This window comes from Cedecea neteri (genome assembly GCF_000758305.1).
In the GTDB taxonomy this organism is placed as follows: domain Bacteria; phylum Pseudomonadota; class Gammaproteobacteria; order Enterobacterales; family Enterobacteriaceae; genus Cedecea; species Cedecea neteri_C.
Window position 1 is genome coordinate 1854309 of record NZ_CP009458.1, and the last position, 26512, is coordinate 1880820.

Here is a 26512-nt window from a genome sequence, read left to right on the forward strand (position 1 = left end):
GATTATAGCGCAAACAACCGTTATTTACTGCATTTATATACAGTGTTGTTGGTCAGGCGTGTGAATTATCCGGAACTTTACCGTCTATTCTTTATTCATAGAAATGAGACCTTGACGCCTGTCACGTTAATTCTGGAGAATCGCCCGCTCGCTCATCGACGGAAAGCTTATGGAATCCTTGCTGGAACACTTTATTACACAGTCAGTGGCATATTCGCTTATCGCGGTGATGCTGGTGGCCTTTTTTGAGTCGCTGGCGCTGGTGGGGCTTATCCTGCCTGGCACGGTGATGATGGCCGGACTGGGTGCGCTGATCGGCAGTGGCCAGGTCAATTTCTATTATGCTTGGGGAGCCGGGATTATAGGTTGCCTGCTGGGCGACTGGATCTCGTTCTGGCTTGGGCAGCGCTTCAAAGGCCCGCTACACCGCTGGTCATTTATGAAGAAGAATAAGGCGCTGCTGGATAAGACCGAGCACGCGCTGCATCAGCACAGCATGTTTACCATTCTTGTCGGACGCTTTGTTGGCCCTACGCGCCCGCTAGTGCCGATGGTGGCCGGGATGCTGGATTTACCGCTGGCGAAGTTTTTGCCACCGAATATTATCGGCTGCCTGTTCTGGCCGCCGCTCTATTTTCTACCGGGTATCCTCGCCGGGGCAGCAATCGACATTCCTGCAGACATGAAAAGCGCGAGCTTCAAGTGGCTGCTTTTGGCGGTGGCTTTACTGCTTTGGCTGGCTGCGTGGCTAAGCTGGCGTTGGTATCGCAGCGGTAAGCAAGGCTCAGATCGACTGGCCCGCTATTTACCGCAGGCCCGACTAAACTGGCTGGCTCCGCTTATGCTGGTGGCGGGCATTGGCAGTTTTGTGGCCTTGCTGCAGCATCCATTAATGCCGGTTTACTGGGACATCCTGTGGAAGGTGCTGTCGCACTAATTGCCTATCCCCAACAGCGCGGAGGCGCTTGCCTCACCGCTGAGCAATGTGCCTGTTTCGCCGTCCCATGCAATGCGCCCGTCTTTTACCACGATGCTACGATGGGCGATACGGGCGGCATCTTCAATACTGTGAGAAACCATCAGCAGCGCCAGCTGTTGCTCCCGACACAGCTCATCGAGCAGCTGCAGCATCTCTTTGCGCAGCGCCGGATCGAGCGCCGAGAAAGGTTCGTCCAGCAGTAAAACGGGCTGCTGACGAACCAGGCAGCGGGCGAGGGCAACGCGCTGCCGTTGGCCGCCGGAAAGCTGAGACGGCAGGCGATCCAGCATGTCAGTTAACCCCACGCGTTCCACTATCTCTATCAGCCGCTGCTTCTGGGCTTCATCAAGTTTCATTCCCGGATGCATGCCCAGGGCGATATTTTGCCGGACGGTCAAATGGCTAAACAGATTATTTTCCTGGAAAAGCATGGAAACCGGGCGGGCTGAAGGCGGTGTCCGGGTGTGATCCACGCCGGCGATGACGATGCCGCCGCTGGCAGGCGGTAGGAACCCGGCGACCAGGCTCAGCAACGTACTTTTTCCCGCGCCGCTTGGCCCCAGGATGGCGATTCGTTCTCCCGCCGCAACCTTCAGGGAAAAGCGCATGGGTAAGTGCTGGTACAGCCAGGTTACATCAGTCAGAGTTAGCATCTTGCCCCGGAAGTTTTTCAATCAAGGTAAACAGCATAAAACAAAGCAGCAGCAGGAGCAGCGCTGTGATCGCGCCGTCCTGGCTGCGGTAAGAGCCGATCTGCTGATACAGCCAGAAGGGCAGGGTTCTAAAGTCTTCGTTACCGAACAGCGCCACTACGCCAAAATCGCCAATCGACAACACGCAGGCAAAGGCCAGCGCCTGAGCTATTGGGCGTTTCAGCGCTTTTAACTCAATGAATCGCAGGCGATTATAGCCGCTGATATCCAGCGACTGGCAAAGCTGTGTATAGCGTTCCGCTACGTCTCGCATGGGGTTTTCGAGCACTTTCAGGGCATAAGGAATCGCCATCAGCGCATTGGTAAAAATAACAATTCCGTCGGCAGATTGTGGCAGGCCCACGGTGTTGTTTAGCAGCAGGAAGAAGCCAGTGGCGAGGACGATGCCCGGCATCGCCAGAATCAACATACCGCTAAGTTCAATGGCCTGCCCGGCGAAGCGTTGGTTACGAAGCCGAAGTTCACGCGAGCTCCAAAGCAGCATCAGCGTTAGCGTCACGCTGATAAGCCCGGCGGCAATGGCAATTCTCAGTGAAGTCCAGAGCGCGTTCCACAGGGCAGGCTGCCGCAGCACGCTGCCCATGCTGCCGTTAATCCCGTCGACCATCACCGCCAGCAGCGGTGGGAGAAGCAGCAGCAGGGCGAGCAGAATAAGCAGGCCATCGCTAAGTTTTCGGCGCAGAGAATCCTGCGGATCCCGCCACCCCTGAAGCTGGCTGACGCCGACGGGAATCGCCTTACTTAACTTCTGGCTCAACAACACCAGGCCAAGGCAGCACGCCATTTGCAGCAGGGCCAGCAATGCCGCTTTGGCGGGATCGTAGTCGTAGCTTAATGCCTGAAAGATGGCCAGTTCGATGGTTGTTGCTTGCGGGCCTCCACCCAAGGAAAGCACGGTGGCGAAGCTCGCGAAGCAAAGCATAAAAATCAGGGCACCAACCGGGAGTATCTGTCGGCGCAGCCAGGGCCATTCGACAAAACGGAAGAAATTCCAGCCCTGCATTCCCAGCTGTGCCGCCAACTGGCGCTGTTCCGAAGGGATATTGTTCAGCGCCTGCAGCAGAAGGCGGGTCGCCATCGGCATATTAAAGAAGACGTGCGCCAGCAGAATGCCCTGCAGGCCATAAGGGGAAAAGTGCCATTCAAAGCCGAGCCAGCCGCAGAGCGTTGCCAGCCAGCCTTCTCGCCCATAAACGGAAAGAATGCCGAAGACGGCCACCAGTACCGGCAGTACCAGCGTCATGGCGCAAAGCCGAAGTAGCGCCAGTCGGCCTGGGAAACGGCGGCGGTAGAGCGCGCGGGCTAAAAATATTGCCGGGAAAACGGAAAATGCGGCGGAAAGAAATGCCTGCCAGAAGGAGAAACGCAGGACGTGCCAAAGATAGCCGTCCTGCAAGATGGCGAAGACATCCGTCTGCGGAGCGTTAAGCCACAGCGCCAGAAAAGCCGCCAGGGCTACCGCCACGACCAGCGTCGCGGCAAATAGCCCTGGATACAGCCAGCCTGGTATTAGTGGCTGACGGCGCGTTGCCATTCATTGATCCATGCTGCGCGTTGAGCAGCTACCTGCTGAGGGGTGAATTCCAGCGTGGTTTGCGGCTTCACCAGGCTGTCGAAGCCAGCAGGTAACGCTACGTTAGTCACCGGGTACATCCAGTTGCCGGTAGCAATGGTGTTCTGGAAACCTGGTGTGGCGATGAATTTGATAAATTTCTCGGCGAGTTCAGGCTGTTTGCTGTTCGCCAGTCTGCCCGCCACTTCAACCTGCAGGTAATGCCCTTCGCTGAAATCCGCGGCGGCGTAGTTGTCTTTCTTATCTTCAATGATGTGGTAGGCCGGGGAGGTGGTATAGCTCAGCACCAGGTCGGCTTCCCCTTTCAGGAACAAGCCGTAAGCTTCGCTCCAGCCTTTAGTGACGGTGACAGTTTTCTTCGCCAGCTTTTGCCAGGCTTCAGGGGCTTTATCGCCGTACACTTTTTGCATCCACAGCAGCAGGCCAAGCCCTGGGGTGCTGGTGCGTGGATCTTCGTAAATGACCTTCCATTTTTGATCGCTTTCAACCAACTCTTTCAGGCTTTTTGGCGGGTTTTTTAGCTTGTTCTTGTCGTATACGAAAGCAAAGTAGCCGTAATCGTAAGGCACGAAGGTGCTGTTTTTCCAGCCGCCAGGCACCTGAAGGGTGGCGTTTTCGACGTTAGAGGGGGCAAACAGTTTGGTTTGCGTGGCGGCTTCTACCAGATTGTTGTCCAGCCCCAGCACGACGTCTGCTTTGCTGTTCTTACCTTCCATGCGTACGCGGTTCAGCAGAGAAACGCCATCTTCAAGCGCCACAAATTTCAGCTCGCAGTTACAGTCGGCCTCAAAGGCTTTTTTCACCGCCGGGCCAGGGCCCCAGTCGGCGGCGAACGAGTCGTAGGTGTAGACGGTTAATACAGGTTTAGCGAAAACGGGCATGGCGGCCAGCGCCAGCAGCGGCAGAAACTTTTTGAACACTTTGCACCTCAGTAAAAGGGGGCAAAGGAATTGAGTTGATCGTCTCAAATCCCTTCGCCGGCGTTATCCGGATCAGGTTCGACGGGTATTATCTCAGCGCAGACAAACTGTCCTGGCACCCCGTTGAGCAGGAAGGATTCTACTGATTTCCTTTGGGTTACGGAAGTAATGTTACGAAAGCGTTATGGGCCCGGTGGGGCAAACCAGGCGGACTTGAAATCAAACCAGCCTAGCGTGTTCATCCGCACCCCGCGCATACTGCGCTGGCCTTCAATGCGCAACCAATGATGAATCAATGGGATAACGTCATTTCGCTCCAGCATTTGCTTGCACCATTCCGGCAGGGCCAGCGTTTTGCTGTGCCAGCGATGAGCATCGCCCTGCCAGTCGATGGGGATGCATTTTTGAATCAGCGGGACTTCATACAGCTGGGCAAACAGGGAGTATTCCAGCGGCATAGTGAAGTTCACGCTGTTCAGCCAGATGTCGCTCTCGGCCTCGCCCTGATGCCACTCCGCATAATCTATCTCCTGCACAATCAGCTTCACGCCCTGCTCAGCCAGTAATTCGGTCATGATGCTGCTGATCACCCGATGCTCTACGTGGTCGCGATAATAGGTGAGCGTAATGCTCTCCAGCCCGGCAGGTTTAGCCAGCAACGGCCCGGTGCGCGAATGGTGCCAGCGCGGGAGTAAACCATAGGCCGGGAACCAGTATTGTTGATACTGCTCGGTCGCGCGGTAGATAAGGTTGACCGGGGAGAGAATATGCCCAATCCACTGGCGAACGTCTTCATTGACGCCGAGGCTGGAGCGGCTGTCGAACAGCAGGTAGTAGCAGCCTTCTTCCGGGCGGCTTTCAACGGCTTTTTCGCTGTCCGGCATGCCCTGGAGCTGCACGCCACAGCTCGACTCTTCACCCACTTCGGGCAGGACCCAGAAGTTAACCTCGTCAATCAGCGCCCGAAAGCCAAAGTAATCATCAAAGGCGTGGATCTTTAGCTGGTTGCGGTTGTTCCGCGCCACGGAATAGGGGCCCGTGCCGATGGGCTGGCTGGCGAAATTTGTCATCGTTGTCCATTCCCGCGGCAGGATCATGGCGTTCACGCTGCCCAACAGCCACGGCAGCCAGTCATCCGGCTGGCTAAGATGGATATCCAGTGTCCAGATAGTCGGCGAGGTGATTTGTGTGATATGGGCAAAAAGCGGCAGGGCGTTGATGCGCTGCAGGGAAGATATGATATCGAGCATGTCCAGCTCGCGGCCGTGATGGAAATGGATGCCGGGGCGCAGGAAGAAACGCCAGCGTAAAGGGGAAATTTGCTGCCAATGGTGAGCAATATCCGCTTCGAGTTCCCCATTTTCCTCATTTATTCGCGTCAGGCCGCTAAAAATCTGGCGGGCGATGTGGGTTTCGGAGCGACGCAGCGCCGAACCGGGCAGCAGATTTAGCAGCGGGCGATAGTAAAGGACACGCAGAATATGTCTGCCCTGGCGAAAGCTGCGGCCTAAATGAGAGATGAGCATCTGGCGGACAGCGGCTTTGTCGCCGACGATTTGGACTAGCTGATCGATGCGATCTTGCTCCAGCAGATCTTCCGCCCTCTGCTGCTGAAGCGCCAGCCCGGTATAAAGAAAAGTGAGCTGCGAGCGCTTGCCTCGTCCGGCTTCCGCCTGCCAGCTTAGCCAGCCCTTTTCCTGCATCGCATTAAGCAGCGTACGCATATGGCGGCGGGAACAGCTCAGCAAATCCGCTAAATCATTCAGCGTGGTTTCCTGAGGTTTGCCTTCGCAGCATTGCCACAGGCGGATGAATTGTTGTTGCAGGCGTGACGAAGACATAAAAGAGGAACTCCAGGCGGAAACTCATCAATTTAACTTTCCCTATATTACGCCAATAATCATCCTCGATGAAGCGAGGAGGTGTTTATGAAGCGGTCATCACCTGCGAAGTTTTTCCAACAGTACTTTGCCGCAACACAGTTTGTTTGTTCTGGATGGCTGGCTCGCCTGACGGTGGAGCAAAGACTAAGGATGCTCGAAGACTTGATGCAGTGGGAGGTTACAACCCCGATGCCCGAGAACGCCAACGCGCCGACTCATGTGTGACTGAGTATTGGTGCTTTTCACCGGCCAGCAGCTGTTTACTGCTGGCTTTTTTCGTTTAATCTTTACGCATTTAACAAATACCTCTGACGACATCTCCTTTTAAGGACACTCCATGCTCTGGTTTTTGACCCGCGCACGCCGTTTTAACCCTGTTTACGCTGCCTTCATGGCCGTCTCTTTTATGATTGGCGTGGCCGGTGCGCTACAGGCTCCGACGCTTAGCCTCTTTTTAACTCGTGAAGTTGAAGTCAGGCCGTTTTGGGTCGGCCTGTTTTACACCGTTAACGCGATTGCCGGGATTGGTGTCAGTTTACTGCTGGCCAAAAGGTCAGACAGTCAGGGCGACAGGCGAAAACTGATTATGGTTTGCTGCGTGATGGCGGTGGCAAACTGCGTTCTGTTTGCCTTTAACCGTCATTATCTGACGCTGATTACGCTCGGCGTAATGTTTGCCTCAATAGCCAATACCGCCATGCCGCAGATTTTTGCCCTGGCGCGTGAATACGCCGACCGTTCCGCCCGCGAAGTGGTGATGTTCAGCTCGATCATGCGTGCGCAGCTTTCTTTGGCGTGGGTTATCGGGCCGCCACTCTCTTTTATGTTGGCACTGAAATATGGCTTTACCACGATGTTCCTTATCGCTGCCGGGATATTTGTTATTTCACTGGCGCTGATTATTTTCGCGCTGCCGTCAGTGCCGAGAGTTGAACAGCCCGCAGAGGTGGCGATAACGCAGGTCAGCGGCTGGAAAGACAGTAACGTGCGGATGTTGTTTATCGCTTCGATGCTGATGTGGACCTGCAACACCATGTACATCATCGATATGCCGCTGTGGATAAGCCAGGATCTCGGGTTGCCGGATGAGCTGGCGGGGTTATTAATGGGCACGGCGGCAGGGATTGAGATCCCCGCGATGATCCTCGCCGGCTACTACGTGAAGCGTTTTGGAAAACGTAACATGATGGTGGCGGCCGTTGCAGCGGGCATCCTGTTTTATGTTGGGCTGATCCTGTTCCACTCTAAAACGGCGCTGGTGGTCTTACAGCTGTTTAACGCGGTGTTTATCGGAATTATTGCGGGGATAGGCATGCTGTGGTTCCAGGATTTGATGCCGGGAAGACCGGGCTCTGCAACGACGCTATTCACCAACAGTATTTCAACGGGCGTGATTCTGGCTGGGATACTTCAAGGCGCGCTTGCGGAAGGTTTTGGTCACTATTCTGTTTACTGGCTGATGGCGGCACTTGCGGTGATCGCGCTGTTCCTGACTAGCCGGGTTAAGAACGTTTGATTTGAGCCGCTATTGAAGCGGCTTATCAAGTAAAAGCAAAAAGGAAAACGATATTGCATTGTTTAAGCCGTGCAAAATTATTGGCACAATCAGGCTGCCGGAGTAAACACGGGCCAGGCAAAGAATCACCGAAAAGATAAAAAGGCTAATAAACGTCGTTGCGTTCTGATATTGCGAGTGGCTGAAGGCAAAAAGAACGGATGCCATCAACATAGCGGCGTTTTTACCCACCTTGCCATACCCTTCACCTGCATTTAATAAAAAACCTCTAAAGATAACTTCTTCTAAAATGGGAGCCAGTAAAGTGGCTGTGAGTGCTACCAGCACTAAACTGCGCACAGGTAGCTGCTCTATGCTTTGCATCCAGGGTTCAGGGGAGCCAGTAAACTGTTGAATAATAACCAGCATAAATAATGCAATTGCCGGAAGTATCAGTCCAGAGGGGGTGACTTTCCCTAAAGGCAACGTCCCATAATGATTTTGATAGTGTCGCCAGATAATCAGGGTATACGGTAACCAAAAACAGATGATCAACGCGGGTATCGCCATACCCGACCGGAATAGAGCTGTAAATCCAGGCAGCATTGTGGCGAAAATGGATAATGCATACCAGCCAATCCAGGCTCCGATACAGATGAGTAAGTGAAGTAGCCTGTCCTGATTTTTAAGCATAAATCCGTCATTGTGGCTGTAAGTGATAAAGAGAACAGACAGCATTTTTTGCTGGCTCATCCGTGGCTTATTAAACGCGTGTCGTTATAAATAACGCTTTAGCATTATGCATTTAGTGAGGAAAAAGTGAATATTTGGCGGGTGTTAATACTGAAATAAAAGGGGCGCTGAGAAGGCGCCCCCTATTGTATTACCGCATAAATGCCGGCAGTTTTTGCTCGTAGCCTGAAATAGCGGCTTCGTGCTGCAGCGTCAGGCCGATACTGTCCAGGCCGTTCAGCATGCAGTGACGGCGGAAACTATCCAGTTCAAACGAATAGCTCTTCTCGTCCGCCAGAACCGTCTGGGCTTCCAGGTCGACGACAAACTTAATGCCAGGCTGGGCTTCGACCAGCTTGAACAACTCATCCACCTGCTCATCGCTCAAGATAACCGGCAACAGCTGGTTGTTAAACGAGTTGCCATAGAAAATGTCCGCAAAGCTTGGCGCAATCACCACTTTGAAACCGTAGTCGGTTAATGCCCACGGGGCGTGCTCACGAGAAGAGCCGCAGCCGAAGTTTTCGCGAGCCAGCAGAATTGAAGCACCTTTAAATTCTGGGTAGTTCAGCACGAACTCCGGGTTAGGGACTTGCCCTGCATCGTCCAAAAAACGCCAGTCGTTAAACAGGTGCGCACCAAAACCAGTGCGGGTTACCTTCTGCAAAAACTGCTTCGGGATAATGGCATCGGTATCGACGTTCGCCGCGTCCAGCGGAACGACCAGGCCGGTATGTTGGATAAATTTCTCTGCCATGGTGGTTCCTCTTATTTAAGTGTACGAATATCGGCAAAATGACCGGAAACAGCGGCCGCGGCGGCCATCGCCGGGCTGACCAGGTGAGTACGCCCGCCGCGACCCTGGCGACCTTCGAAGTTACGGTTGCTGGTGGAGGCGCAGCGCTCGCCAGGATTCAGGCGGTCGTTGTTCATGGCCAGGCACATGGAACACCCAGGCAAACGCCATTCAAAACCGGCTTCAATGAAGATCTTATCCAGCCCTTCAGACTCAGCCTGAGCTTTGACCGGGCCTGAGCCTGGTACAACCATGGCCAGCACGCCTGGCGCGACTCTACGGCCTTTGGCGACTTCAGCTGCTGCGCGCAGGTCTTCGATACGCGAGTTGGTGCAGGAGCCAATAAAGACTTTATCGATAGCCACTTCGGTCAGCGGAATACCCGGCTTCAGGCCCATATAGGCCAGCGCTTTTTCTGCCGAGGCACGTTCCACCGGATCGCTGAAGGATTCCGGGTTAGGAATATTATCGGTGACGGAAATCACCTGACCTGGGTTGGTTCCCCAGGTAACTTGCGGAGCAATATCGGCGGCGTCTAAGGTGACGATAGTGTCAAATTTCGCGCCTTCGTCGGTGCTTAAGGTTTTCCAGTACGCGACGGCTTCATCCCAGTCGGCCCCTTTTGGTGCATGCAGGCGGCCTTTCACATAGTCGAAGGTGGTTTCATCCGGCGCAACAATCCCGGCTTTAGCCCCCATTTCGATAGCCATGTTGCACAGCGTCATGCGGCCTTCCATGCTCAACGCACGAATAGCATCGCCGCAGAATTCAACCACGTGACCGGTGCCGCCGGCGCTGCCGGTTTTGCCGATGATGGCCAGCACGATGTCCTTGGCCGTGATCCCTGGAGCCGCTTTGCCCTGGACTTCAATTTTCATGGTTTTCGCACGGCCCTGTTTCAGGGTCTGCGTCGCCAGAACGTGCTCAACTTCGGAGGTCCCAATCCCAAAAGCCAGTGCACCGAATGCGCCGTGAGTAGCCGTATGGGAGTCGCCGCACACAATGGTCATGCCCGGCAGGGTGATCCCTTGTTCTGGCCCCATAACGTGAACGATGCCCTGATAAGGGTGGTTCAGATCGTACAGCTCAACGCCAAACTCTTTGCAGTTCTTCATCAGTTCCTGCATCTGGATACGAGCCATCTCGCCGGAAGCGTTGATGTCCTTGGTTTGGGTCGACACGTTATGGTCCATCGTGGCGAAGGTTTTCCCCGGCTGACGAACCGGGCGGCCATGGGCGCGCAATCCGTCAAAGGCCTGCGGGGAAGTCACTTCATGCACCAGATGGCGATCGATATACAGCAGCGGTGTCTCTTCCGGGGCTTCATACACGACGTGGGCATCGTACAACTTCTGATATAAGGTTCTGGCCATGATTATTTCCCCTGAGCGATGTAGCGGGCAATGATATCGCCCATTTCGTCGGTGCTGACTGCCTGACCGTCGCGGGCTAAATCGCCGGTGCGGTGGCCTTCTTCTAACGCGCGATTGATGGCGCTTTCGATAGCCTGTGCGGCTTCTTCGGCATCCAGGCTGTAGCGCAACAGCAGCGCCAGCGACAGGATCTGCGCGATAGGGTTGGCAATGTTCTTCCCGGCGATATCTGGCGCTGAACCGCCCGCAGGTTCGTATAAGCCAAAGCCTTGTTCGTTGAGGCTGGCAGAAGGCAACATGCCCATAGATCCGGTGATCATGGCGCATTCGTCGGACAGGATGTCACCGAACAGGTTGGAACACAGCAGAACGTCGAACTGCGATGGATCTTTAATTAACTGCATGGTGGCGTTGTCGATATACATGTGAGACAGCGACACATCGGGGTATTCTTTAGCGATTTCGTTGACGATTTCGCGCCACAACAGTGAGGTTTGCAGCACGTTTGCTTTATCAATCGAGGTCACTTTGCTGCGGCGCTTGCGGGCAGACTCAAAGGCGATGCGAGCAATGCGCTCGATCTCAAAGCGGTGGTAAACCTCAGTATCGAAGGCTTTCTCGTGCATACCGCTGCCTTCGCGGCCTTTCGGCTGGCCGAAGTAAATCCCTCCAGTCAGTTCGCGAACGCACAGAATGTCGAAGCCGTTTGCCGCAATGTCGGCTCGCAGCGGGCAAAACTCTTCCAGCCCCTGATACAGGCGCGCAGGGCGCAGGTTGCTGAAGAGTTTAAAATGTTTACGCAACGGCAGCAGGGCACCGCGCTCAGGTTGTTCCGCTGGCGGCAGATGTTCCCACTTCGGGCCACCTACAGAGCCGAACAGAATTGCATCAGCCTGCTCACAGCCTTCAACCGTGGCCGCAGGCAGAGGGCTGCCGTGACGATCAATGGCTGCGCCACCGACGTCATAGGAGCTGGTGCTGATGCGGATATCAAAGCGATTGCGAACTGCATCCAGTACTTTCAGGGCCTGAGCCATCACTTCCGGGCCAATACCGTCACCCGGCAAAACTGCAATATGGTAATTTTTCGACATTACACGGTTTCCTGATTTTGTTCTTTATTCTGATGTTGAGCTTTGCGTTGCAATTCTTTTTCGACTTCACCGGCGCGCCAAATGTTGTTCAGTACGTGGACCATGGCTTTGGCCGATGACTCGACGATGTCGGTTGTCAGGCCTACGCCGTGGAAGCGACGACCGTTGTAATCCACCACGATATCCACCTGGCCCAGCGCGTCTTTGCCCTGACCTTTGGCAGTTAAGCTGTATTTCACCAGCTCAATGTTGTAATCGGTGATGCGGTTAATTGCCTGATAGACTGCATCCACCGGGCCGTTACCGTTTGCTGCTTCAGCTTTGATCTCTTCGCCGCAAACCAGCTTCACGGATGCGGTCGCGATACCGTTAGAGCCAGACTGCACGCTGAAATAATCCAGGCTGAAGTGCTCTGGCTCTTCCTGTTGCTTGTTGATGAAGGCCAATGCTTCCAGGTCGTAATCAAACACCTGGCCTTTTTTGTCCGCCAGTTTCAGGAAGGCGTCGTACAGGTTATCCAGGTTGTAATCAGCCTCTTTGTAACCCATCTCGTCCATGCGGTGTTTAACTGCGGCACGGCCGGAGCGTGAGGTCAGGTTCAGCTGTACCTGATTCAAGCCGATGGATTCCGGCGTCATGATTTCGTAGTTTTCGCGATTTTTCAGCACGCCGTCCTGGTGGATGCCAGAAGAGTGGGCGAAGGCGCCGGTGCCGACGATAGCTTTGTTGGCCGGAATTGGCATGTTGCAGATTTGGCTAACCATCTGGCTGGTGCGCCAGATCTCCTGATGATTGATATTTGTGTGCAGGTTCATGATGTCCTTGCGCACCTTGATAGCCATGATGACTTCTTCCAGTGAACAGTTACCCGCTCGTTCGCCGATGCCGTTCATTGCGCCTTCAACCTGGCGAGCACCTGCGTGAACTGCCGCCATAGCATTACCTACGGCCAGCCCCAAATCGTCGTGGGTATGTACGGAAATAATTGCTTTATCAATGTTAGGCACGCGTTCATACAAGCCGGTGATGATGTTGGAGAACTCAAACGGCATGGTGTAACCGACGGTATCCGGGATGTTAATGGTGGTTGCGCCTGCGTTGATTGCGGCTTCCACTACACGAGCCAGATCTGCAATCGGCGTACGGCCAGCATCTTCGCAGGAGAATTCCACGTCATCGGTGTAGTTACGGGCGCGTTTCACCATATAAACGGCGCGCTCAATGACTTCGTCCAGCGTACTGCGCAGCTTGGTGGCGATGTGCATTGGAGAGGTGGCGATGAAAGTATGAATACGGAAGGCTTCAGCGACTTTTAAGGATTCAGCTGCAACATCGATGTCTTTCTCAACACAACGGGCCAGGCCGCAAACACGGCTGTTTTTGATATTGCGAGCGATAGTCTGTACGGATTCAAAATCACCAGGGGAAGAGACGGGAAAGCCGACCTCCATGACGTCGACGCCCATGCGCTCCAGCGCCATAGCGATCTGCAACTTCTCTTTTACACTCAGGCTTGCCTGTAAAGCCTGTTCGCCGTCGCGCAATGTAGTATCAAAAATAATGACTTGCTGGCTCATGGTTCGGTCCTTTATCTCTTTGGGTGCCTTCGCGACGAGCATAAAAAAACCCGCGCATTGGCGCGGGTTTTTTCTGTCTGAAGGCTTGAATCAACGCTGATTGTCGCCCACCAGTCTACCGCGCAAATAAGATGCGTTTAGTAGTAGACCAAGTAGGCGGACGGTGCGATTCATGTTTCAAGCCCTGTGCAATTTCGTGATGTATTTATTGGTACTTGATCTCAACGCAGGTGTCAACCTTTAGGCGAGCAGCAGGATCGTAGGAAGGATAAGCAGAAGATGTTCATTCAGTGAAAAATACTGTGAAATAATGTTTTCTTAATATATTAATTAAGATTAAGTTGTTTTTTATTATCTGATAATATGTTGAATTCTTGAAATTAACCTTATGAATATGACGGAACTCATGTATTGTTCCATTGTCTGATGGGCCTCTTATTTTTCGTTAAATATCGAAGTTTTTATGTCGGTGAGTTTTATGACGCGTTTCATTGTCATCAATAATAACGGTGCTGGTTACGCGAATTGTTAAAAGAGATGCTTGGCGGGAAATATTAAATGGAACTTCAAACGTATGTATTGTGAAATGGACCCCAATTCATTACTGGAGTAAAAAATGGATTGCAGAAGAAATAAGAGTCGGGAGGCTCTGGATGCCATAAAACCCCGGCTACGTAATGTAGACTTAAATTTGCTGACTGTTTTTGATACGGTAATGAGAGCGCAAAGTATCACCGGTGCCGCCAAGTTGTTGGGGATGTCTCAACCAGCTGTCAGCAACGCTGTTTCCCGGTTGAAAACAACTTTCAATGACGAATTATTTGTACGTAACGGGAGAACCATACAAGCAACGACAAGAGCTTTTCAGCTTTATGACGTGATTCGTGATGCCTTACAGATGGTCCAAAATGAGCTGCCTGAGGGCGATTTTGATCCCTTGATAAGCAAGCGTCAGTTTACGTTTTGCATAGCCAGTCCTTTGGACAGCAAAATAATGTCGCGTATTTTAGATGCTCTTAAATATACTGCGCCAAATGTTCAGTTAATTTTTAAGTCTTCTTTTAATGACGATGTTGAACGGCAGTTACGCTATCAGGAAGTTGACTTTTTGATTTGCTATGATGAAATTATGTGCCCGGAATTTAAAAAAATATCTTTGTTTGATGATGAAATGGTTTTAGTTACGGGCAAAGAACATCCTGGCTTTTGTTCGCCATTAACGGCGCGCGATTTCTATAATCAGAAACATGCAGTAACTTCCCCTGAATGTTATGGTTCGTTCAGTTCGCTCTGGTATGACACGTTGAATAAGCAAAAGGCGATTGCTTATCAGGGGATGGCAATGACCTGTGTATTAAACGTGGTTTCACAGACACGGCTAGTGGCTGTTGCACCACGCTGGCTGGTTGATAACGTATCTACTGATCTGAATCTTAAGGTATTCCCTGTGCCTTTTATCCAGAAAGAGCGCACCTGCTATTTATCGTGGCATAGCTCAGCCGGGCAAGATAAGGGCCATTTGTGGATGCAAAACCAAATAGCAAAAATCTTATACCAATAACATCAGCAGTATGTTGGATTTTCGGGCCTAAACAGCCCGTTTCCACTCCTTGATATAAAAAATCCAGTATTTTCAACTTAAGCATTTTCTGACGCCGATCTCCTGGCTGCAGCATCATGCTAAATTAATAGATAACACACTGTGTTTCTCCGCATCTTTGACATATTCGTCAATAGTCACCCCTCGTATTTAGTTGATCGCTCCACCATGCACGATTTTTATAGCGATGAGCGTAATTTCTTCTTTCCCGCTCGCACGGGGGGTAATTGCCTGACGGATCTTGAGCGGTTATGTTAATGGGCTAAACCTATAAAAACGATACAGGCAGAGACACAACCTGTCGCAACGACGGCGCGGAAATGATTTCTGCGTGCGGTCAAAAACGTGAGCCTGGAGGCAAAACCATGGAGATGTTGTCAGGAGCCGAGATGGTCGTCCGGTCGTTAATCGATCAGGGCGTAAAGCAAGTATTCGGCTATCCGGGAGGCGCAGTTCTCGATATTTATGATGCGCTTCATACTATGGGCGGGATCGATCATGTGCTGGTGCGCCATGAGCAGGCTGCCGTACATATGGCTGACGGCCTGGCGCGTGCTACCGGGGAGACCGGCGTTGTGCTGGTGACTTCGGGCCCTGGCGCGACGAATGCCATTACCGGCATCGCCACCGCCTATATGGATTCTATTCCGATGGTCGTGTTGTCCGGGCAGGTCGCGACTTCATTGATTGGTTACGACGCCTTTCAGGAATGCGATATGGTCGGTATCTCTCGACCTGTCGTGAAACATAGCTTCCTGGTAAAACAGGTCGAAGACATACCGGGGATCATCAAGAAGGCCTTCTGGTTAGCCTCAAGCGGCCGTCCGGGGCCTGTTGTGGTCGATTTACCCAAAGACATCATGAGTCCGCTGAATAAGTTGCCGTATGCCTGGCCAGACGCCGTTAGTATGCGCTCTTACAACCCAACGACGCAGGGCCACAAAGGGCAGATCAAGCGCGCCCTGCAGACGCTGATTGCGGCTAAAAAACCGGTGATGTACGTAGGCGGTGGGGCGATCAATTCAGCTTGTGAGGCAGAATTATTAACGCTTGCTGAAAAGCTCAACATTCCGGTTGTCTCTTCGCTGATGGGGCTTGGTGCGTTCCCGGCCACGCACCGGCAGTCGCTGGGTATGCTGGGCATGCACGGCACCTACGAAGCCAATATGACGATGCATCATTCGGACGTTATCTTTGCCGTTGGCGTGCGCTTTGATGACCGAACCACGAACAATCTCGCAAAATACTGCCCGAATGCGACAGTGTTGCATATTGATATTGATCCTACGTCTATCTCCAAAACAGTTGCGGCGGATATTCCAATTGTGGGGGATGCGCATCAGGTTCTGACTCAAATGCTGGACTTACTTGCCCAGGAAGAGATTCAGCAATCCGGGGATGATATTCGGGACTGGTGGCAACAAATTGAACAGTGGCGCGCTCGTCACTGCCTTGAGTTCGATCGCCATAGCCAGGCTATCAAGCCGCAGGCTGTTATTGAAACAGCTTATCGCCTGACGAACGGTGATGCTTATGTCACCTCCGATGTGGGCCAGCACCAAATGTTTGCCGCGCTTTATTATCCGTTCGATAAGCCACGACGTTGGATAAATTCAGGTGGCCTGGGCACGATGGGCTTTGGTCTTCCCGCCGCGCTTGGTGTGAAGATGGCGTTGCCGGATGAAACGGTCATTTGCGTCACCGGCGATGGCAGTATCCAGATGAATATCCAGGAGCTTTCTACCGCGCTGCAGTACGGCTTGTCGGTTCTGGTTTTGAACCTTAACAACCGTTACCTCGGCATGGTGAAACAGTGGCAGGACATGATTTATTCGGGTCGCCATTCCCAATCTTATATGGAGTCGCTCCCGGACTTTGTCCGCCTGGCTGAGGCTTATGGCCACGTAGGGATTAGCATCACTAAGCCAGAAGAGCTGGAAAGTAAACTTGCTCAGGCACTGGAAACGGTGCGCGGTGGGCGACTGGTGTTTGTCGATGTCACAGTTGATGGTACTGAACACGTTTATCCGATGCAGATTCGCGGTGGCGGTATGGATGAAATGTGGTTAAGCAAAACGGAGAGAACCTGATTATGCGCCGGATATTATCTGTCTTACTGGAAAATGAATCAGGTGCGTTGTCCCGGGTCATTGGTCTGTTCTCTCAGCGTGGCTACAACATTGAAAGTCTTACCGTAGCGCCTACGGATGATCCTACGCTTTCTCGTATGACGATCCAAACCGTTGGCGATGAGAAGGTATTGGAGCAGATTGAGAAGCAACTGCATAAGCTAGTGGATGTGCTACGCGTCAGTGAGCTGGGGCAGGGGGCATACGTTGAGCGTGAAATTATGCTGGTGAAAGTGCAGGCTAGCGGATACGGGCGGGAAGAGGTGAAACGCAGCACGGAAATTTTCCGTGGGCAAATCATTGATGTGACACCAACGCTATACACTGTCCAACTTGCCGGCACCAGCGATAAACTCAACGCGTTCCTTGATACAATCCGCGACGTTGCCAAAATCGTCGAAGTGGCTCGCTCAGGCATTGTTGGCGTTTCGCGCGGCGATAAGATCATGCGTTAGTCACTAATGTGATCTAATTCACATGCCCGGTAATCACTGCCGGGCTTTTTTTTGCAAATAAGAAAACAAGCGCCTGCAAAAGCGGTTGCCGGAGTTATTATTCTGCGTTTAGATGTAAATGTCGTTAACCATAGCCAGGGCATGGTTATGGATCACCTGGAGAGTAAGGGGCTACAGTGAAATTGGATGAAATCGCGCGTCTGGCTGGCGTGTCGCGCACCACAGCAAGCTATGTTATCAACGGAAAAGCAAAACAGTATCGCGTTAGCGATAAAACCGTTGAGAAAGTCATGGCGGTGGTACGTGAGCATAATTACCACCCTAATGCGGTAGCCGCCGGGCTACGTGCAGGACGCACGCGTTCTATCGGGCTGGTGATCCCAGACCTGGAAAACACCAGCTACACCCGTATAGCAAATTACCTTGAGCGTCAGGCTCGCCAGCGCGGCTATCAGTTGTTGATCGCTTGCTCTGAGGATCAACCCGACAACGAAATGCGCTGCATTGAACATCTTCTACAGCGGCAGGTTGATGCCATTATTGTGTCTACCTCCTTACCGCCTGAGCACCCTTTTTATCAGCGATGGGCAAACGATTCGTTTCCGATTATTGCGCTCGACCGTGCGTTAGACCGTGAACACTTCACCAGCGTTGTCGGTGCCGATCAGGACGATGCAGAAATGCTGGCTGAGGAGCTTCGCAAATTCCCAGGTGAAAATATCCTTTACCTTGGCGCGTTACCTGAACTGTCCGTGAGCTTCCTGCGTGAGCAAGGGTTCCGTACTGCCTGGAAAGATGATCCTCGTACTGTCAATTATCTCTACGCTAACAGCTATGAACGTGAGGCTGCCGCTCAGCTTTTTGAAAAATGGCTGGAAACTCACGAGATGCCTGATGCGTTGTACACAACGTCCTTCGCTCTGCTGCAGGGCGTAATGGATGTCACGCTGCGCCGTCAAGGGCGGCTGCCTTCGGAGTTGGCGATCGCCACCTTTGGCGATCATGAGCTGCTGGATTTCCTGCAGTGTCCGGTATTGGCGGTCGCACAGCGTCATCGCGATGTTGCTGAGCGAGTGCTGGAACTTGTGCTGGCAAGCCTTGATGAGCCGCGTAAGCCGAAGCCTGGGTTAACCCGAATTCGCCGCAATCTTTATCGTCGGGGTAGCCTAAGTCGTTACTGATAAAGAGATCATTATCAGCCACTTAAAGTTAATTAAGATTTTTCCCGTATATTTACCCTTATTTTTTAAGGCAATTAATTAGGCGGGAAAAATCGGGTAAAAAAATCCCCATCGAGAAATAAATCTCTTCTTTGTATTATTTTGTTACACACCCGCCGTTAAGAAATGTTGGATTATTAATCATTAGCAACCTCTCTTTACTTCTGTCTTGCGCAGAGCCAGCGCCAGACGGGCATCTGGCGCTGTTCACTCGCCTTGAAATACCTTAAAATGCCGCCCGCGTCGCAAACTGGGTACTTAATATTTCCCTAATCAAGTATTCGGTCGTTTTAACGCTGTTGATGTTTATTGGTCTTTTTCTTTCAAATATTCATAACGTTAATTTTGCCTCGCTATTGCGGGCTTTTTCACGCCAGCCATTTATCAATCGCTTAGGCGCGGGAATTTATTCCCGTAAGCGGCCTGGCTGGCTTGACAAGGTTTTCCTCCCCTCCGTAAACTCCTTTATGTGGGAATTTGTGGGTTAAAGTGGTGAAATGGGTCATTAAAGGGTGAGGCTGGCATGTTCCGTGGGGCAACGTTAGTCAATCTCGACAGCAAGGGGCGGCTCGCCGTACCTACCCGTTACAGGGAAAAGCTGATCGAAACCTCAGAAGGTCAGATGGTTTGTACCATCGACATCCATCACCCCTGCCTGCTGCTTTACACCGTTCCTGAGTGGGAAATCATTGAACAAAAGCTTGCCCGTCTGTCGAGCATGAACCCCGCAGAACGCCGCGTACAGCGTCTGTTATTGGGTCATGCCAGTGAATGTCAGATGGATAACGCCGGGCGATTGCTGTTGGCGCCCGTTTTACGGCAGCACGCCGGGCTTACCAAAGAAGTCATGCTGGTCGGCCAGTTCAATAAGTTTGAGCTGTGGGATGAAGCGACCTGGCATCAACAGGTCAAGGAAGATATCGACGCTGAGCAGGGTTCGACAAACACCTTGTCGGATCGTCTGCAGGACTTGTCACTTTAGAAATGATGGAAAATTTTAAACATACTACGGTGCTGCTGGACGAGGCCGTTAATGGCCTGAATATTCGTCCCGACGGCATCTACATTGATGGCACTTTTGGTCGCGGTGGCCATTCACGCCTGATTCTGTCCCAGCTCGGTGAGCAAGGACGGCTGCTGGCGATCGACCGCGATCCGCAGGCGATTGCTGCGGCTGCTGCTATCGATGACCCACGCTTCTCCATCATTCATGGCCCATTCTCTGCGCTTGCAGATTACGCACGTGAGCGCGAACTGGACGGTAAGATCGACGGCATTTTGCTGGATCTCGGCGTCTCTTCTCCTCAACTGGATGATGCAGAGCGCGGCTTTTCGTTTATGCGTGATGGTCCGCTGGATATGCGTATGGACCCAACGCGAGGTCAATCTGCCGCCCAATGGCTGATGACGGCTGAAGAAACCGACATTGCCTGGGTTATTAAAACTTTCGGCGAAGAACGTTTTGGTAAGCGCATTGCACGTGCCATCGTTGAGCGTAACCGCGAAGAGCCGATGACGCGTACCAAAGAGCTGGCGGCCGTGGTCTCTGCCGCTATGCCGGTCAAAGATAAGTTTAAGCACCCGGCGACCCGAACATTCCAGGCTATTCGGATCTGGATCAACAGCGAGCTGGATGAAATTGAAAAAGCGTTGAATGGCTCGCTGGAAGCGTTATCTCCCGGTGGCCGCTTATCGATCATCAGCTTCCATTCTCTGGAAGATCGTATCGTTAAACGTTTTATGCGCGAAAACAGCCGAGGGCCACAGGTCCCAGCTGGTTTACCGATGACGGAAGCACAATTGAATAAGCTGGGCGGTCGCCAGTTGAAGGCGCTAGGTAAGCTGATGCCAGGTGAAGAAGAAGTGGCGGAAAATCCACGCGCCCGTAGTTCTGTTTTGCGTATTGCGGAGAGGACTAACGCATGATCAATCGGGTGACAGAAACCCTCAGCAGAGTGACGCAGCTCGGTAGCAACGAGCGACATGCGTTGCCTGCCGTGATTGGTGGCGATCTTCTGCGCCATGGGAAACTGGCACTTTGCTTGTTTGTCGCCATTATCGTGACCGCGGTTTCCGTGGTCACAACGGCGCACCATACCCGTCTGCTTACCGCACAGCGTGAGCAGATGGTACTCGAACGTGATGCGCTGGATATTGAATGGCGCAACCTGATTCTTGAAGAAAACGCGCTCGGCGATCATAGCCGGGTAGAACGGATCGCGACGGAGAAGCTGCAACTGCAGCATGTCGATCCTTCACAGGAAAACATCGTAGTTCAGCAATAAGGAATCGTGCGGCAGATGAGAGCAGCGGCAAAAACGCTTAAACCAAAACGTCAGGAAGAACAGGCCAACTTTGTGAGTTGGCGTTTTGCGTTGCTCTGCGGTTGCATTCTGTTAGCGCTGGCTTTCCTTCTGGGCCGTGTCGCCTGGCTGCAAATCATTAACCCGGACATGCTGGTACGCCAGGGTGACATGCGTTCATTGCGCGTGCAGGAAGTGTCTACTTCCCGAGGGATGATAAGCGATCGCGCGGGACGCCCTCTGGCGGTTAGCGTACCGGTCAATGCCGTCTGGGCCGATCCAAAAGAATTGCATGACGCTGGTGGAGTGACGCTGGACAACCGCTGGAAGGCGCTGGCCGACGCACTAAAAATTCCTCTCGACCAGCTTTCATCCCGCGTGAACAGCAACCCCAATGGGCGATTTATTTATCTTGCGCGTCAGGTTAACCCGGATATTGGTGACTACATCAAAAAGCTTAAGCTTCCGGGAATTCACCTGCGGCAGGAATCTCGTCGCTACTATCCATCCGGCGAAGTGACTGCTCACCTTATCGGCTTCACCAACGTGGACAGCGAAGGGATCGAGGGGGTGGAAAAAAGCTTTGATAAATGGCTTACCGGTCAGCCGGGCGAGCGCATTGTGCGTAAAGATCGCTACGGGCGCGTTATCGAAGACATTTCCTCTACCGACAGCCAGGCCGCCCATAACCTGGCTTTGAGCATTGATGAACGCCTGCAGGCGCTGGTTTACCGCGAACTGAATAACGCTGTTGCTTTCAACAAAGCCGAATCGGGCAGCGCTGTTTTGGTTGATGTGAATACTGGTGAAGTTTTGGCGATGGCTAACAGCCCGTCCTACAACCCGAATAATCTGACCGGCACGGCAAAAGACGTAATGCGTAACCGCACCATCACCGACGTCTTCGAGCCAGGTTCCACCGTTAAGCCGATGGTGGTGATGACCGCGCTGCAGCGTGGCGTGGTAAATGAAAATACCGTACTGAATACAATTCCGTACCGCATTAATGGTCATGAGATCAAAGATGTGGCGCGGTACAGCGAATTGACCCTTACCGGGGTCTTACAGAAGTCGAGTAACGTCGGTGTTTCTAAGCTGGCGTTAGCGATGCCCTCCTCAGCGTTAGTAGATACTTACTCACGTTTTGGACTGGGAAAAGCGACCAATTTGGGGTTGGTCGGGGAACGCAGTGGCTTATATCCTCAAAAACAACGGTGGTCTGACATAGAGAGGGCCACCTTCTCTTTCGGCTATGGGCTAATGGTAACCCCGTTACAGTTAGCGCGAGTCTACGCAACGATTGGCAGCTATGGCATTTATCGCCCGCTGTCGATAACCAAAGTTGACCCGCCGGTTCCCGGTGAGCGTATCTTTGCTGAATCAACCGTCCGTACCGTGGTGCACATGATGGAAAGCGTGGCACTGCCAGGCGGCGGCGGCGTGAAGGCGGCCATTAAGGGCTACCGTATTGCGATTAAAACCGGTACTGCGAAAAAAGTCGGGCCGGACGGTAAGTACATAAACAAATACATTGCTTACACCGCAGGCGTTGCGCCAGCCAGCCAGCCGCGATTTGCGCTGGTGGTGGTTATCAATGACCCGCAGGGCGGTAAGTATTACGGCGGTGCCGTATCTGCACCTGTGTTCGGTGCCATCATGGGCGGCGTACTGCGCACCATGAACATCGAGCCGGATGCGCTGGCGACCGGTGAGAAAAGCGAATTTGTAATTAATCAGAAAGAGGCATCAGGTGGCAGATCGTAATTTGAGCGACCTTCTTGCTCCGTGGGTAGCCGGGCTACCTGCGAGAGCGCTGCGAGAGATGACACTCGACAGTCGCGTGGCGGCTGCGGGCGATCTTTTTGTGGCCGTGGTCGGTCATCAGGCGGACGGGCGTCGTTATATCCCGCAGGCGATAGCACAGGGTGTGGCTGCCGTGATCGCAGAAGCGGACGGTGAAGCGGCGGATGGTGAAGTTCGCGAGATGCACGGCGTACCGGTTATTTACCTGAGCCAACTGCATCAGCGCCTTTCTGCATTGGCTGGCCGTTTCTATCACCAGCCTTCTGAATCCTTGCGTCTGGTTGGTGTTACCGGCACCAATGGCAAAACGACAACGACTCAACTGTTGGCACAGTGGGCACAGCTGTTGGGTGAAACCAGCGCCGTGATGGGGACCGTAGGCAATGGCCTACTCGGGCAGGTTGTGCCGACAGAAAATACCACCGGCTCTGCGGTAGACGTGCAGCACGTGCTGGCGAGCCTGAAGGCTCAGGGCGCAGCCTTTGGCGCGATGGAAGTTTCATCCCATGGTCTGGTTCAGCATCGTGTGGCGGCGCTGAAGTTTGCCGCGTCGGTGTTTACCAATTTAAGCCGCGATCACCTTGATTATCATGGTGATATGGCGAATTACGAAGCCGCTAAGTGGCTGTTGTTTTCCGAGCATGACTGCGGTCAGGCGATTATCAACGCCGATGACGAAGTGGGTCACCGCTGGCTGGCGCGCCTGCCGGATGCTGTGGCGGTCACCATGGAAAATAACCTTGAGCCGGGTGCACATGGGCGCTGGCTGAAAGCTGATGAAGTGATTTATCACGACGGTGGGGCGACAATTCGCTTCAGTTCATCGTGGGGTGAAGGCGAGATCGAAAGCCGTCTGATGGGCGCGTTTAACGTCAGTAACCTACTGTTGGCTTTAGCCACGTTGCTGGCGCTGGGTTATCCGCTCGAAGCATTAATTGAAACTGGCCCGCGTCTGCAACCAGTTTGTGGGCGAATGGAAGTGTTCAGCACTGACGGCAAACCTACCGTGGTTGTGGATTATGCCCACACGCCGGATGCGCTGGAAAAAGCGCTGCAGGCAGCTCGTCTGCACTGTTCCGGCAAGTTGTGGTGCGTGTTTGGCTGTGGCGGCGACCGCGACAAGGGCAAGCGGCCTATTATGGGCGGGATTGCCGAGCAATATGCCGATGTGGTGGTGGTAACAGATGACAACCCGCGCACCGAAGAACCGAAGGCTATCGTCAACGATATTCTGACCGGTATGCTGGATGCTGGCCGTGCGCACGTTGTACTGGGGCGCGCAGAAGCGGTGACCAACGCGATTATGCAGGCCAAAGAAAATGACGTGGTTCTGCTGGCAGGTAAAGGACACGAGGACTATCAGATTGTCGGCAACCGTCGTCTGGATTACTCCGACCGCGTCACCGCGGCTCGTCTGTTAGGGGTTGTGGCATGATTCGCGTCTCCCTGAAGCAACTGGCGTCCATTCTTAATGGACAGCTACATGGCGCAGACGCCGACATTATTGATGTCACAACGGATACCCGCAAGCTGACGGCTGGCTGTCTGTTTGTTGCGCTGAAAGGCGAACGTTTTGATGCCCATGACTTTGCCGCCGATGCGGTGAAAGGTGGTGCTGGTGCATTATTAGTTAACCGTAAGCTGGATATTGATGTGCCCCAACTGATTGTGGCCGATACCCGCCTTGCATTTGGTGAACTAGGCGCGTGGGTTCGCCAGCAGGTGCCAACTCGCGTTGTGGCACTAACCGGCTCTTCCGGCAAAACTTCCGTGAAGGAAATGGCGGCGTCTATTCTGCGTCAGTGCGGCAACACGCTTTATACCGCAGGCAATCTGAATAACGATATTGGCGTGCCAATGACGCTGCTGCGCCTGACGCCGGAATACGACTATGCCGTTATTGAGCTGGGTGCAAACCACCAGGGGGAAATCGCCTGGACCGTAGGGTTAACCCGCCCGGAAGCGGCGCTGGTGAATAACCTGGCGGCTGCGCATCTTGAAGGCTTTGGTTCCCTGGCTGGCGTGGCGAAAGCTAAAGGCGAGATCTTTACCGGCCTCGCTGCAAACGGCACGGCGATCCTCAACGCCGATAATAACGACTGGCTGAACTGGCAGGCGATTATTGGCGATCGCAAAACCTGGCGCTTCTCACCCAACGCGGCAGGCAGTGATTTCACCGCGACGAATATCCATATCACCTCCCACGGCACAGAATTTACTCTGCATACCCCTCAGGGCGATGTTGATGTCGTTCTGCCGCTGCCGGGTCGCCACAATATTGCTAACTCTCTGGCAGCTACCGCATTAGCGATGGCCGTTGGTGCGACGCTCGAAGCTGTAAAAGCAGGGCTCGCTGAGCTTAAAGCGGTGCCGGGTCGTCTGTTCCCTATCCAGCTTGCAGAGAACCAGCTGCTGCTGGACGACAGCTACAACGCTAACGTGGGCTCAATGACTGCGGCGGCACAGGTATTGTCAGAAATGCCGGGTTACCGAGTGATGGTAGTTGGCGATATGGGCGAGCTGGGCGATGAAGCCGAAGCTTGCCATCGTCAGGTTGGCGAAGCCGCTAAAGCCGCAGGTATTGACCGTGTTTTGAGCGTTGGCGTGTTAAGCAAAACGCTCAGTGACGCATCAGAAGTTGGTGAACATTTTACTGATAAACAGGCCGTGGTGGAGCGTTTGAAAGCGCTTATCGCGGAACATTCAATTTTAACCATTTTGGTGAAAGGTTCACGTAGTGCGGCCATGGAAGAGGTGGTTCGCGCATTACAGGAGAAACAAGCATGCTAGTTTGGCTGGCCGAACATTTGGTCAAATATTATTCCGGCTTTAACGTCTTTTCCTATCTGACGTTTCGCGCCATCGTCAGCCTGCTGACCGCTCTGTTTATCTCCCTGTGGATGGGGCCGCGTATGATCGCACGTTTACAGCAACTCTCCTTCGGGCAAGTTGTACGTAACGATGGCCCTGAGTCTCACTTTAGCAAGAAAGGGACGCCAACCATGGGCGGGATTATGATCCTGACCGCCATTGTGGTGTCCGTACTGATGTGGGCTTATCCCTCGAACCCTTACGTCTGGTGCGTGCTGTTTGTGCTGATCGGTTTCGGGATCGTTGGCTTTGTCGATGACTACCGCAAAGTGGTTCGTAAGGACACCAAAGGGCTGATTGCGCGCTGGAAATATTTCTGGATGTCGGTGATTGCGCTGGTCGTTGCTTTCACAATGTATGCAGCCGGGAAAGGGACGCCAGCAACTGAACTTGTTGTGCCGTTCTTCAAGGACGTTATGCCGCAGCTTGGCCTGTTCTACGTGCTGCTTGCGTACTTCGTTATTGTCGGCACCGGTAATGCGGTAAACCTGACCGATGGCCTTGATGGCCTGGCGATTATGCCGACCGTATTCGTTGCCGCTGGTTTTGCACTGGTGGCATGGGCGACGGGGAACATGAACTTTGCGGGTTATCTGCACATACCTTACCTGCGCCACGCGGGCGAACTGGTTATCGTCTGTACGGCGATTGTCGGCGCCGGCCTGGGCTTCCTGTGGTTCAACACTTACCCGGCTCAGGTCTTCATGGGTGATGTGGGCTCCCTGGCTCTCGGCGGGGCGCTTGGGACGATCGCGGTACTGCTGCGCCAGGAGTTCCTGCTGGTGATTATGGGCGGCGTGTTCGTTGTTGAAACGTTATCGGTGATCCTGCAGGTAGGCTCGTTCAAGCTCAGAGGACAGCGTATCTTCCGTATGGCGCCCATTCACCATCATTATGAATTGAAAGGCTGGCCGGAGCCGCGCGTGATTGTGCGCTTCTGGATTATTTCGCTGATGCTGGTGCTGATTGGCCTGGCTACGCTGAAGGTTCGCTAAA

24 protein-coding genes and 1 riboswitch are annotated in these 26512 nt (G+C 53.2%); of the genes, 14 read left to right on the forward strand and 10 right to left on the reverse strand.

The window, feature by feature from the left end; translation table 11 throughout:
* The first annotated feature begins 169 nt into the window (after positions 1–169).
* Positions 170–937 (forward strand): DedA family protein, encoded by a 768-nt coding sequence (locus tag LH23_RS08695; protein ID WP_039290238.1) that lies wholly within the window; start codon positions 170–172, stop codon positions 935–937.
* On the opposite strand, the gene thiQ is transcribed toward LH23_RS08695, so the two are convergent.
* From thiQ to sgrR, 4 genes are all read right to left on the reverse strand, one after another.
* Positions 934–1632 carry a thiamine ABC transporter ATP-binding protein ThiQ gene (gene thiQ / locus LH23_RS08700; RefSeq protein ID WP_039290241.1) on the reverse strand — a complete coding sequence of 233 codons (699 nt, stop codon included), beginning with the start codon at positions 1630–1632 and terminating at the stop codon, positions 934–936. The genes LH23_RS08695 and thiQ overlap by 4 nt on opposite strands.
* Entirely contained in the window at positions 1616–3226 is a 1611-nt protein-coding gene (gene thiP / locus LH23_RS08705) for a thiamine/thiamine pyrophosphate ABC transporter permease ThiP (protein WP_039290244.1), read from the reverse strand. Before thiP ends, thiQ begins: the two co-directional genes overlap by 17 nt.
* Positions 3202–4185, reverse strand: a complete 984-nt coding sequence (gene thiB, locus LH23_RS08710; RefSeq protein WP_039290247.1) for a thiamine ABC transporter substrate binding subunit — start codon at positions 4183–4185, stop codon at positions 3202–3204. The genes thiP and thiB overlap by 25 nt, the downstream gene beginning before the upstream one ends.
* Before the next feature lie 31 nt (positions 4186–4216).
* A riboswitch (TPP riboswitch) is annotated at positions 4217–4318 on the reverse strand.
* Between the two features lie 49 nt (positions 4319–4367).
* Positions 4368–6026: an HTH-type transcriptional regulator SgrR gene (gene sgrR / locus LH23_RS08715; protein ID WP_039290249.1), complete on the reverse strand. Its 1659-nt coding sequence runs from the start codon at positions 6024–6026 to the stop codon at positions 4368–4370.
* A gap of 87 nt (positions 6027–6113) precedes the next feature.
* Here sgrR and sgrT point away from each other — a divergent pair, with 87 nt between their 5' ends.
* Together sgrT and LH23_RS08725 are read left to right on the forward strand one after the other, a co-directional pair.
* Positions 6114–6293, forward strand: coding sequence for a glucose uptake inhibitor SgrT (gene sgrT, locus LH23_RS08720; RefSeq protein WP_008461749.1), 180 nt, complete (start codon positions 6114–6116; stop codon positions 6291–6293).
* A 112-nt stretch (positions 6294–6405) separates the two neighbouring features.
* Entirely contained in the window at positions 6406–7584 is a 1179-nt protein-coding gene (locus tag LH23_RS08725) for a sugar efflux transporter (RefSeq protein WP_039290253.1), read from the forward strand.
* 9 nt (positions 7585–7593) lie between these two features.
* Here LH23_RS08725 and LH23_RS08730 read toward each other — a convergent pair whose 3' ends face one another.
* From LH23_RS08730 to leuL, 6 genes are all read right to left on the reverse strand, one after another.
* Positions 7594–8316 carry a CPBP family intramembrane glutamic endopeptidase gene (locus LH23_RS08730; protein WP_081946064.1) on the reverse strand — a complete coding sequence of 241 codons (723 nt, stop codon included), beginning with the start codon at positions 8314–8316 and terminating at the stop codon, positions 7594–7596.
* A 130-nt stretch (positions 8317–8446) separates the two neighbouring features.
* Complete coding sequence (gene leuD / locus LH23_RS08735; protein WP_039290256.1) at positions 8447–9052, reverse strand: 3-isopropylmalate dehydratase small subunit; 606 nt, start codon at positions 9050–9052, stop codon at positions 8447–8449.
* Positions 9053–9063: 11 nt separating this feature from the next.
* Positions 9064–10464: a 3-isopropylmalate dehydratase large subunit gene (gene leuC / locus LH23_RS08740; RefSeq protein ID WP_039290259.1), complete on the reverse strand. Its 1401-nt coding sequence runs from the start codon at positions 10462–10464 to the stop codon at positions 9064–9066.
* A 2-nt stretch (positions 10465–10466) separates the two neighbouring features.
* Positions 10467–11558 (reverse strand): 3-isopropylmalate dehydrogenase, encoded by a 1092-nt coding sequence (gene leuB, locus LH23_RS08745; protein ID WP_039290263.1) that lies wholly within the window; start codon positions 11556–11558, stop codon positions 10467–10469.
* A complete protein-coding gene (leuA, locus tag LH23_RS08750; protein WP_039290265.1) occupies positions 11558–13135 on the reverse strand; it encodes a 2-isopropylmalate synthase in 1578 nt (525 codons plus the stop codon). The genes leuB and leuA overlap by 1 nt, the downstream gene beginning before the upstream one ends.
* Positions 13136–13225: 90 nt before the next feature.
* On the reverse strand, positions 13226–13309 hold the full coding sequence (leuL, locus tag LH23_RS24430; RefSeq protein ID WP_139827388.1) for a leu operon leader peptide: 84 nt from the start codon (positions 13307–13309) through the stop codon (positions 13226–13228).
* A 442-nt stretch (positions 13310–13751) separates the two neighbouring features.
* Between leuL and leuO the strand changes: the two genes are divergently transcribed.
* The 11 genes from leuO to mraY all read left to right on the forward strand — a co-directional run bounded on the left by leuO (position 13752) and on the right by mraY (position 26511).
* Positions 13752–14696, forward strand: coding sequence for a transcriptional regulator LeuO (leuO, locus tag LH23_RS08755; protein WP_052050155.1), 945 nt, complete (start codon positions 13752–13754; stop codon positions 14694–14696).
* A gap of 404 nt (positions 14697–15100) precedes the next feature.
* A complete protein-coding gene (gene ilvI / locus LH23_RS08760) occupies positions 15101–16825 on the forward strand; it encodes an acetolactate synthase 3 large subunit (protein ID WP_039296477.1) in 1725 nt (574 codons plus the stop codon).
* Between the two features lie 2 nt (positions 16826–16827).
* Complete coding sequence (gene ilvN, locus LH23_RS08765) at positions 16828–17319, forward strand: acetolactate synthase small subunit (protein ID WP_008461768.1); 492 nt, start codon at positions 16828–16830, stop codon at positions 17317–17319.
* Positions 17320–17495: 176 nt separating this feature from the next.
* The gene (gene cra, locus LH23_RS08770; RefSeq protein ID WP_008461770.1) at positions 17496–18500 is read left to right on the forward strand and encodes a catabolite repressor/activator; all 1005 of its coding nucleotides are present in this window, start codon (positions 17496–17498) and stop codon (positions 18498–18500) included.
* A 562-nt stretch (positions 18501–19062) separates the two neighbouring features.
* Positions 19063–19521, forward strand: coding sequence for a division/cell wall cluster transcriptional repressor MraZ (gene mraZ, locus LH23_RS08775; RefSeq protein ID WP_008461772.1), 459 nt, complete (start codon positions 19063–19065; stop codon positions 19519–19521).
* Between the two features lie 2 nt (positions 19522–19523).
* Positions 19524–20465, forward strand: coding sequence for a 16S rRNA (cytosine(1402)-N(4))-methyltransferase RsmH (rsmH, locus tag LH23_RS08780; RefSeq protein ID WP_039290267.1), 942 nt, complete (start codon positions 19524–19526; stop codon positions 20463–20465).
* A complete protein-coding gene (ftsL, locus tag LH23_RS08785; RefSeq protein ID WP_008461776.1) occupies positions 20462–20824 on the forward strand; it encodes a cell division protein FtsL in 363 nt (120 codons plus the stop codon). The genes rsmH and ftsL overlap by 4 nt, the downstream gene beginning before the upstream one ends.
* Positions 20825–20839: 15 nt before the next feature.
* A complete protein-coding gene (locus LH23_RS08790; protein WP_039290269.1) occupies positions 20840–22606 on the forward strand; it encodes a peptidoglycan glycosyltransferase FtsI in 1767 nt (588 codons plus the stop codon).
* Positions 22593–24080, forward strand: a complete 1488-nt coding sequence (murE, locus tag LH23_RS08795; protein ID WP_039290270.1) for a UDP-N-acetylmuramoyl-L-alanyl-D-glutamate--2,6-diaminopimelate ligase — start codon at positions 22593–22595, stop codon at positions 24078–24080. Before LH23_RS08790 ends, murE begins: the two co-directional genes overlap by 14 nt.
* Entirely contained in the window at positions 24077–25435 is a 1359-nt protein-coding gene (gene murF, locus LH23_RS08800; RefSeq protein WP_039290273.1) for a UDP-N-acetylmuramoyl-tripeptide--D-alanyl-D-alanine ligase, read from the forward strand. Before murE ends, murF begins: the two co-directional genes overlap by 4 nt.
* Positions 25429–26511: a phospho-N-acetylmuramoyl-pentapeptide-transferase gene (gene mraY / locus LH23_RS08805; protein WP_039290277.1), complete on the forward strand. Its 1083-nt coding sequence runs from the start codon at positions 25429–25431 to the stop codon at positions 26509–26511. The genes murF and mraY overlap by 7 nt, the downstream gene beginning before the upstream one ends.
* The last annotated feature ends 1 nt before the right edge of the window (position 26512 follow it).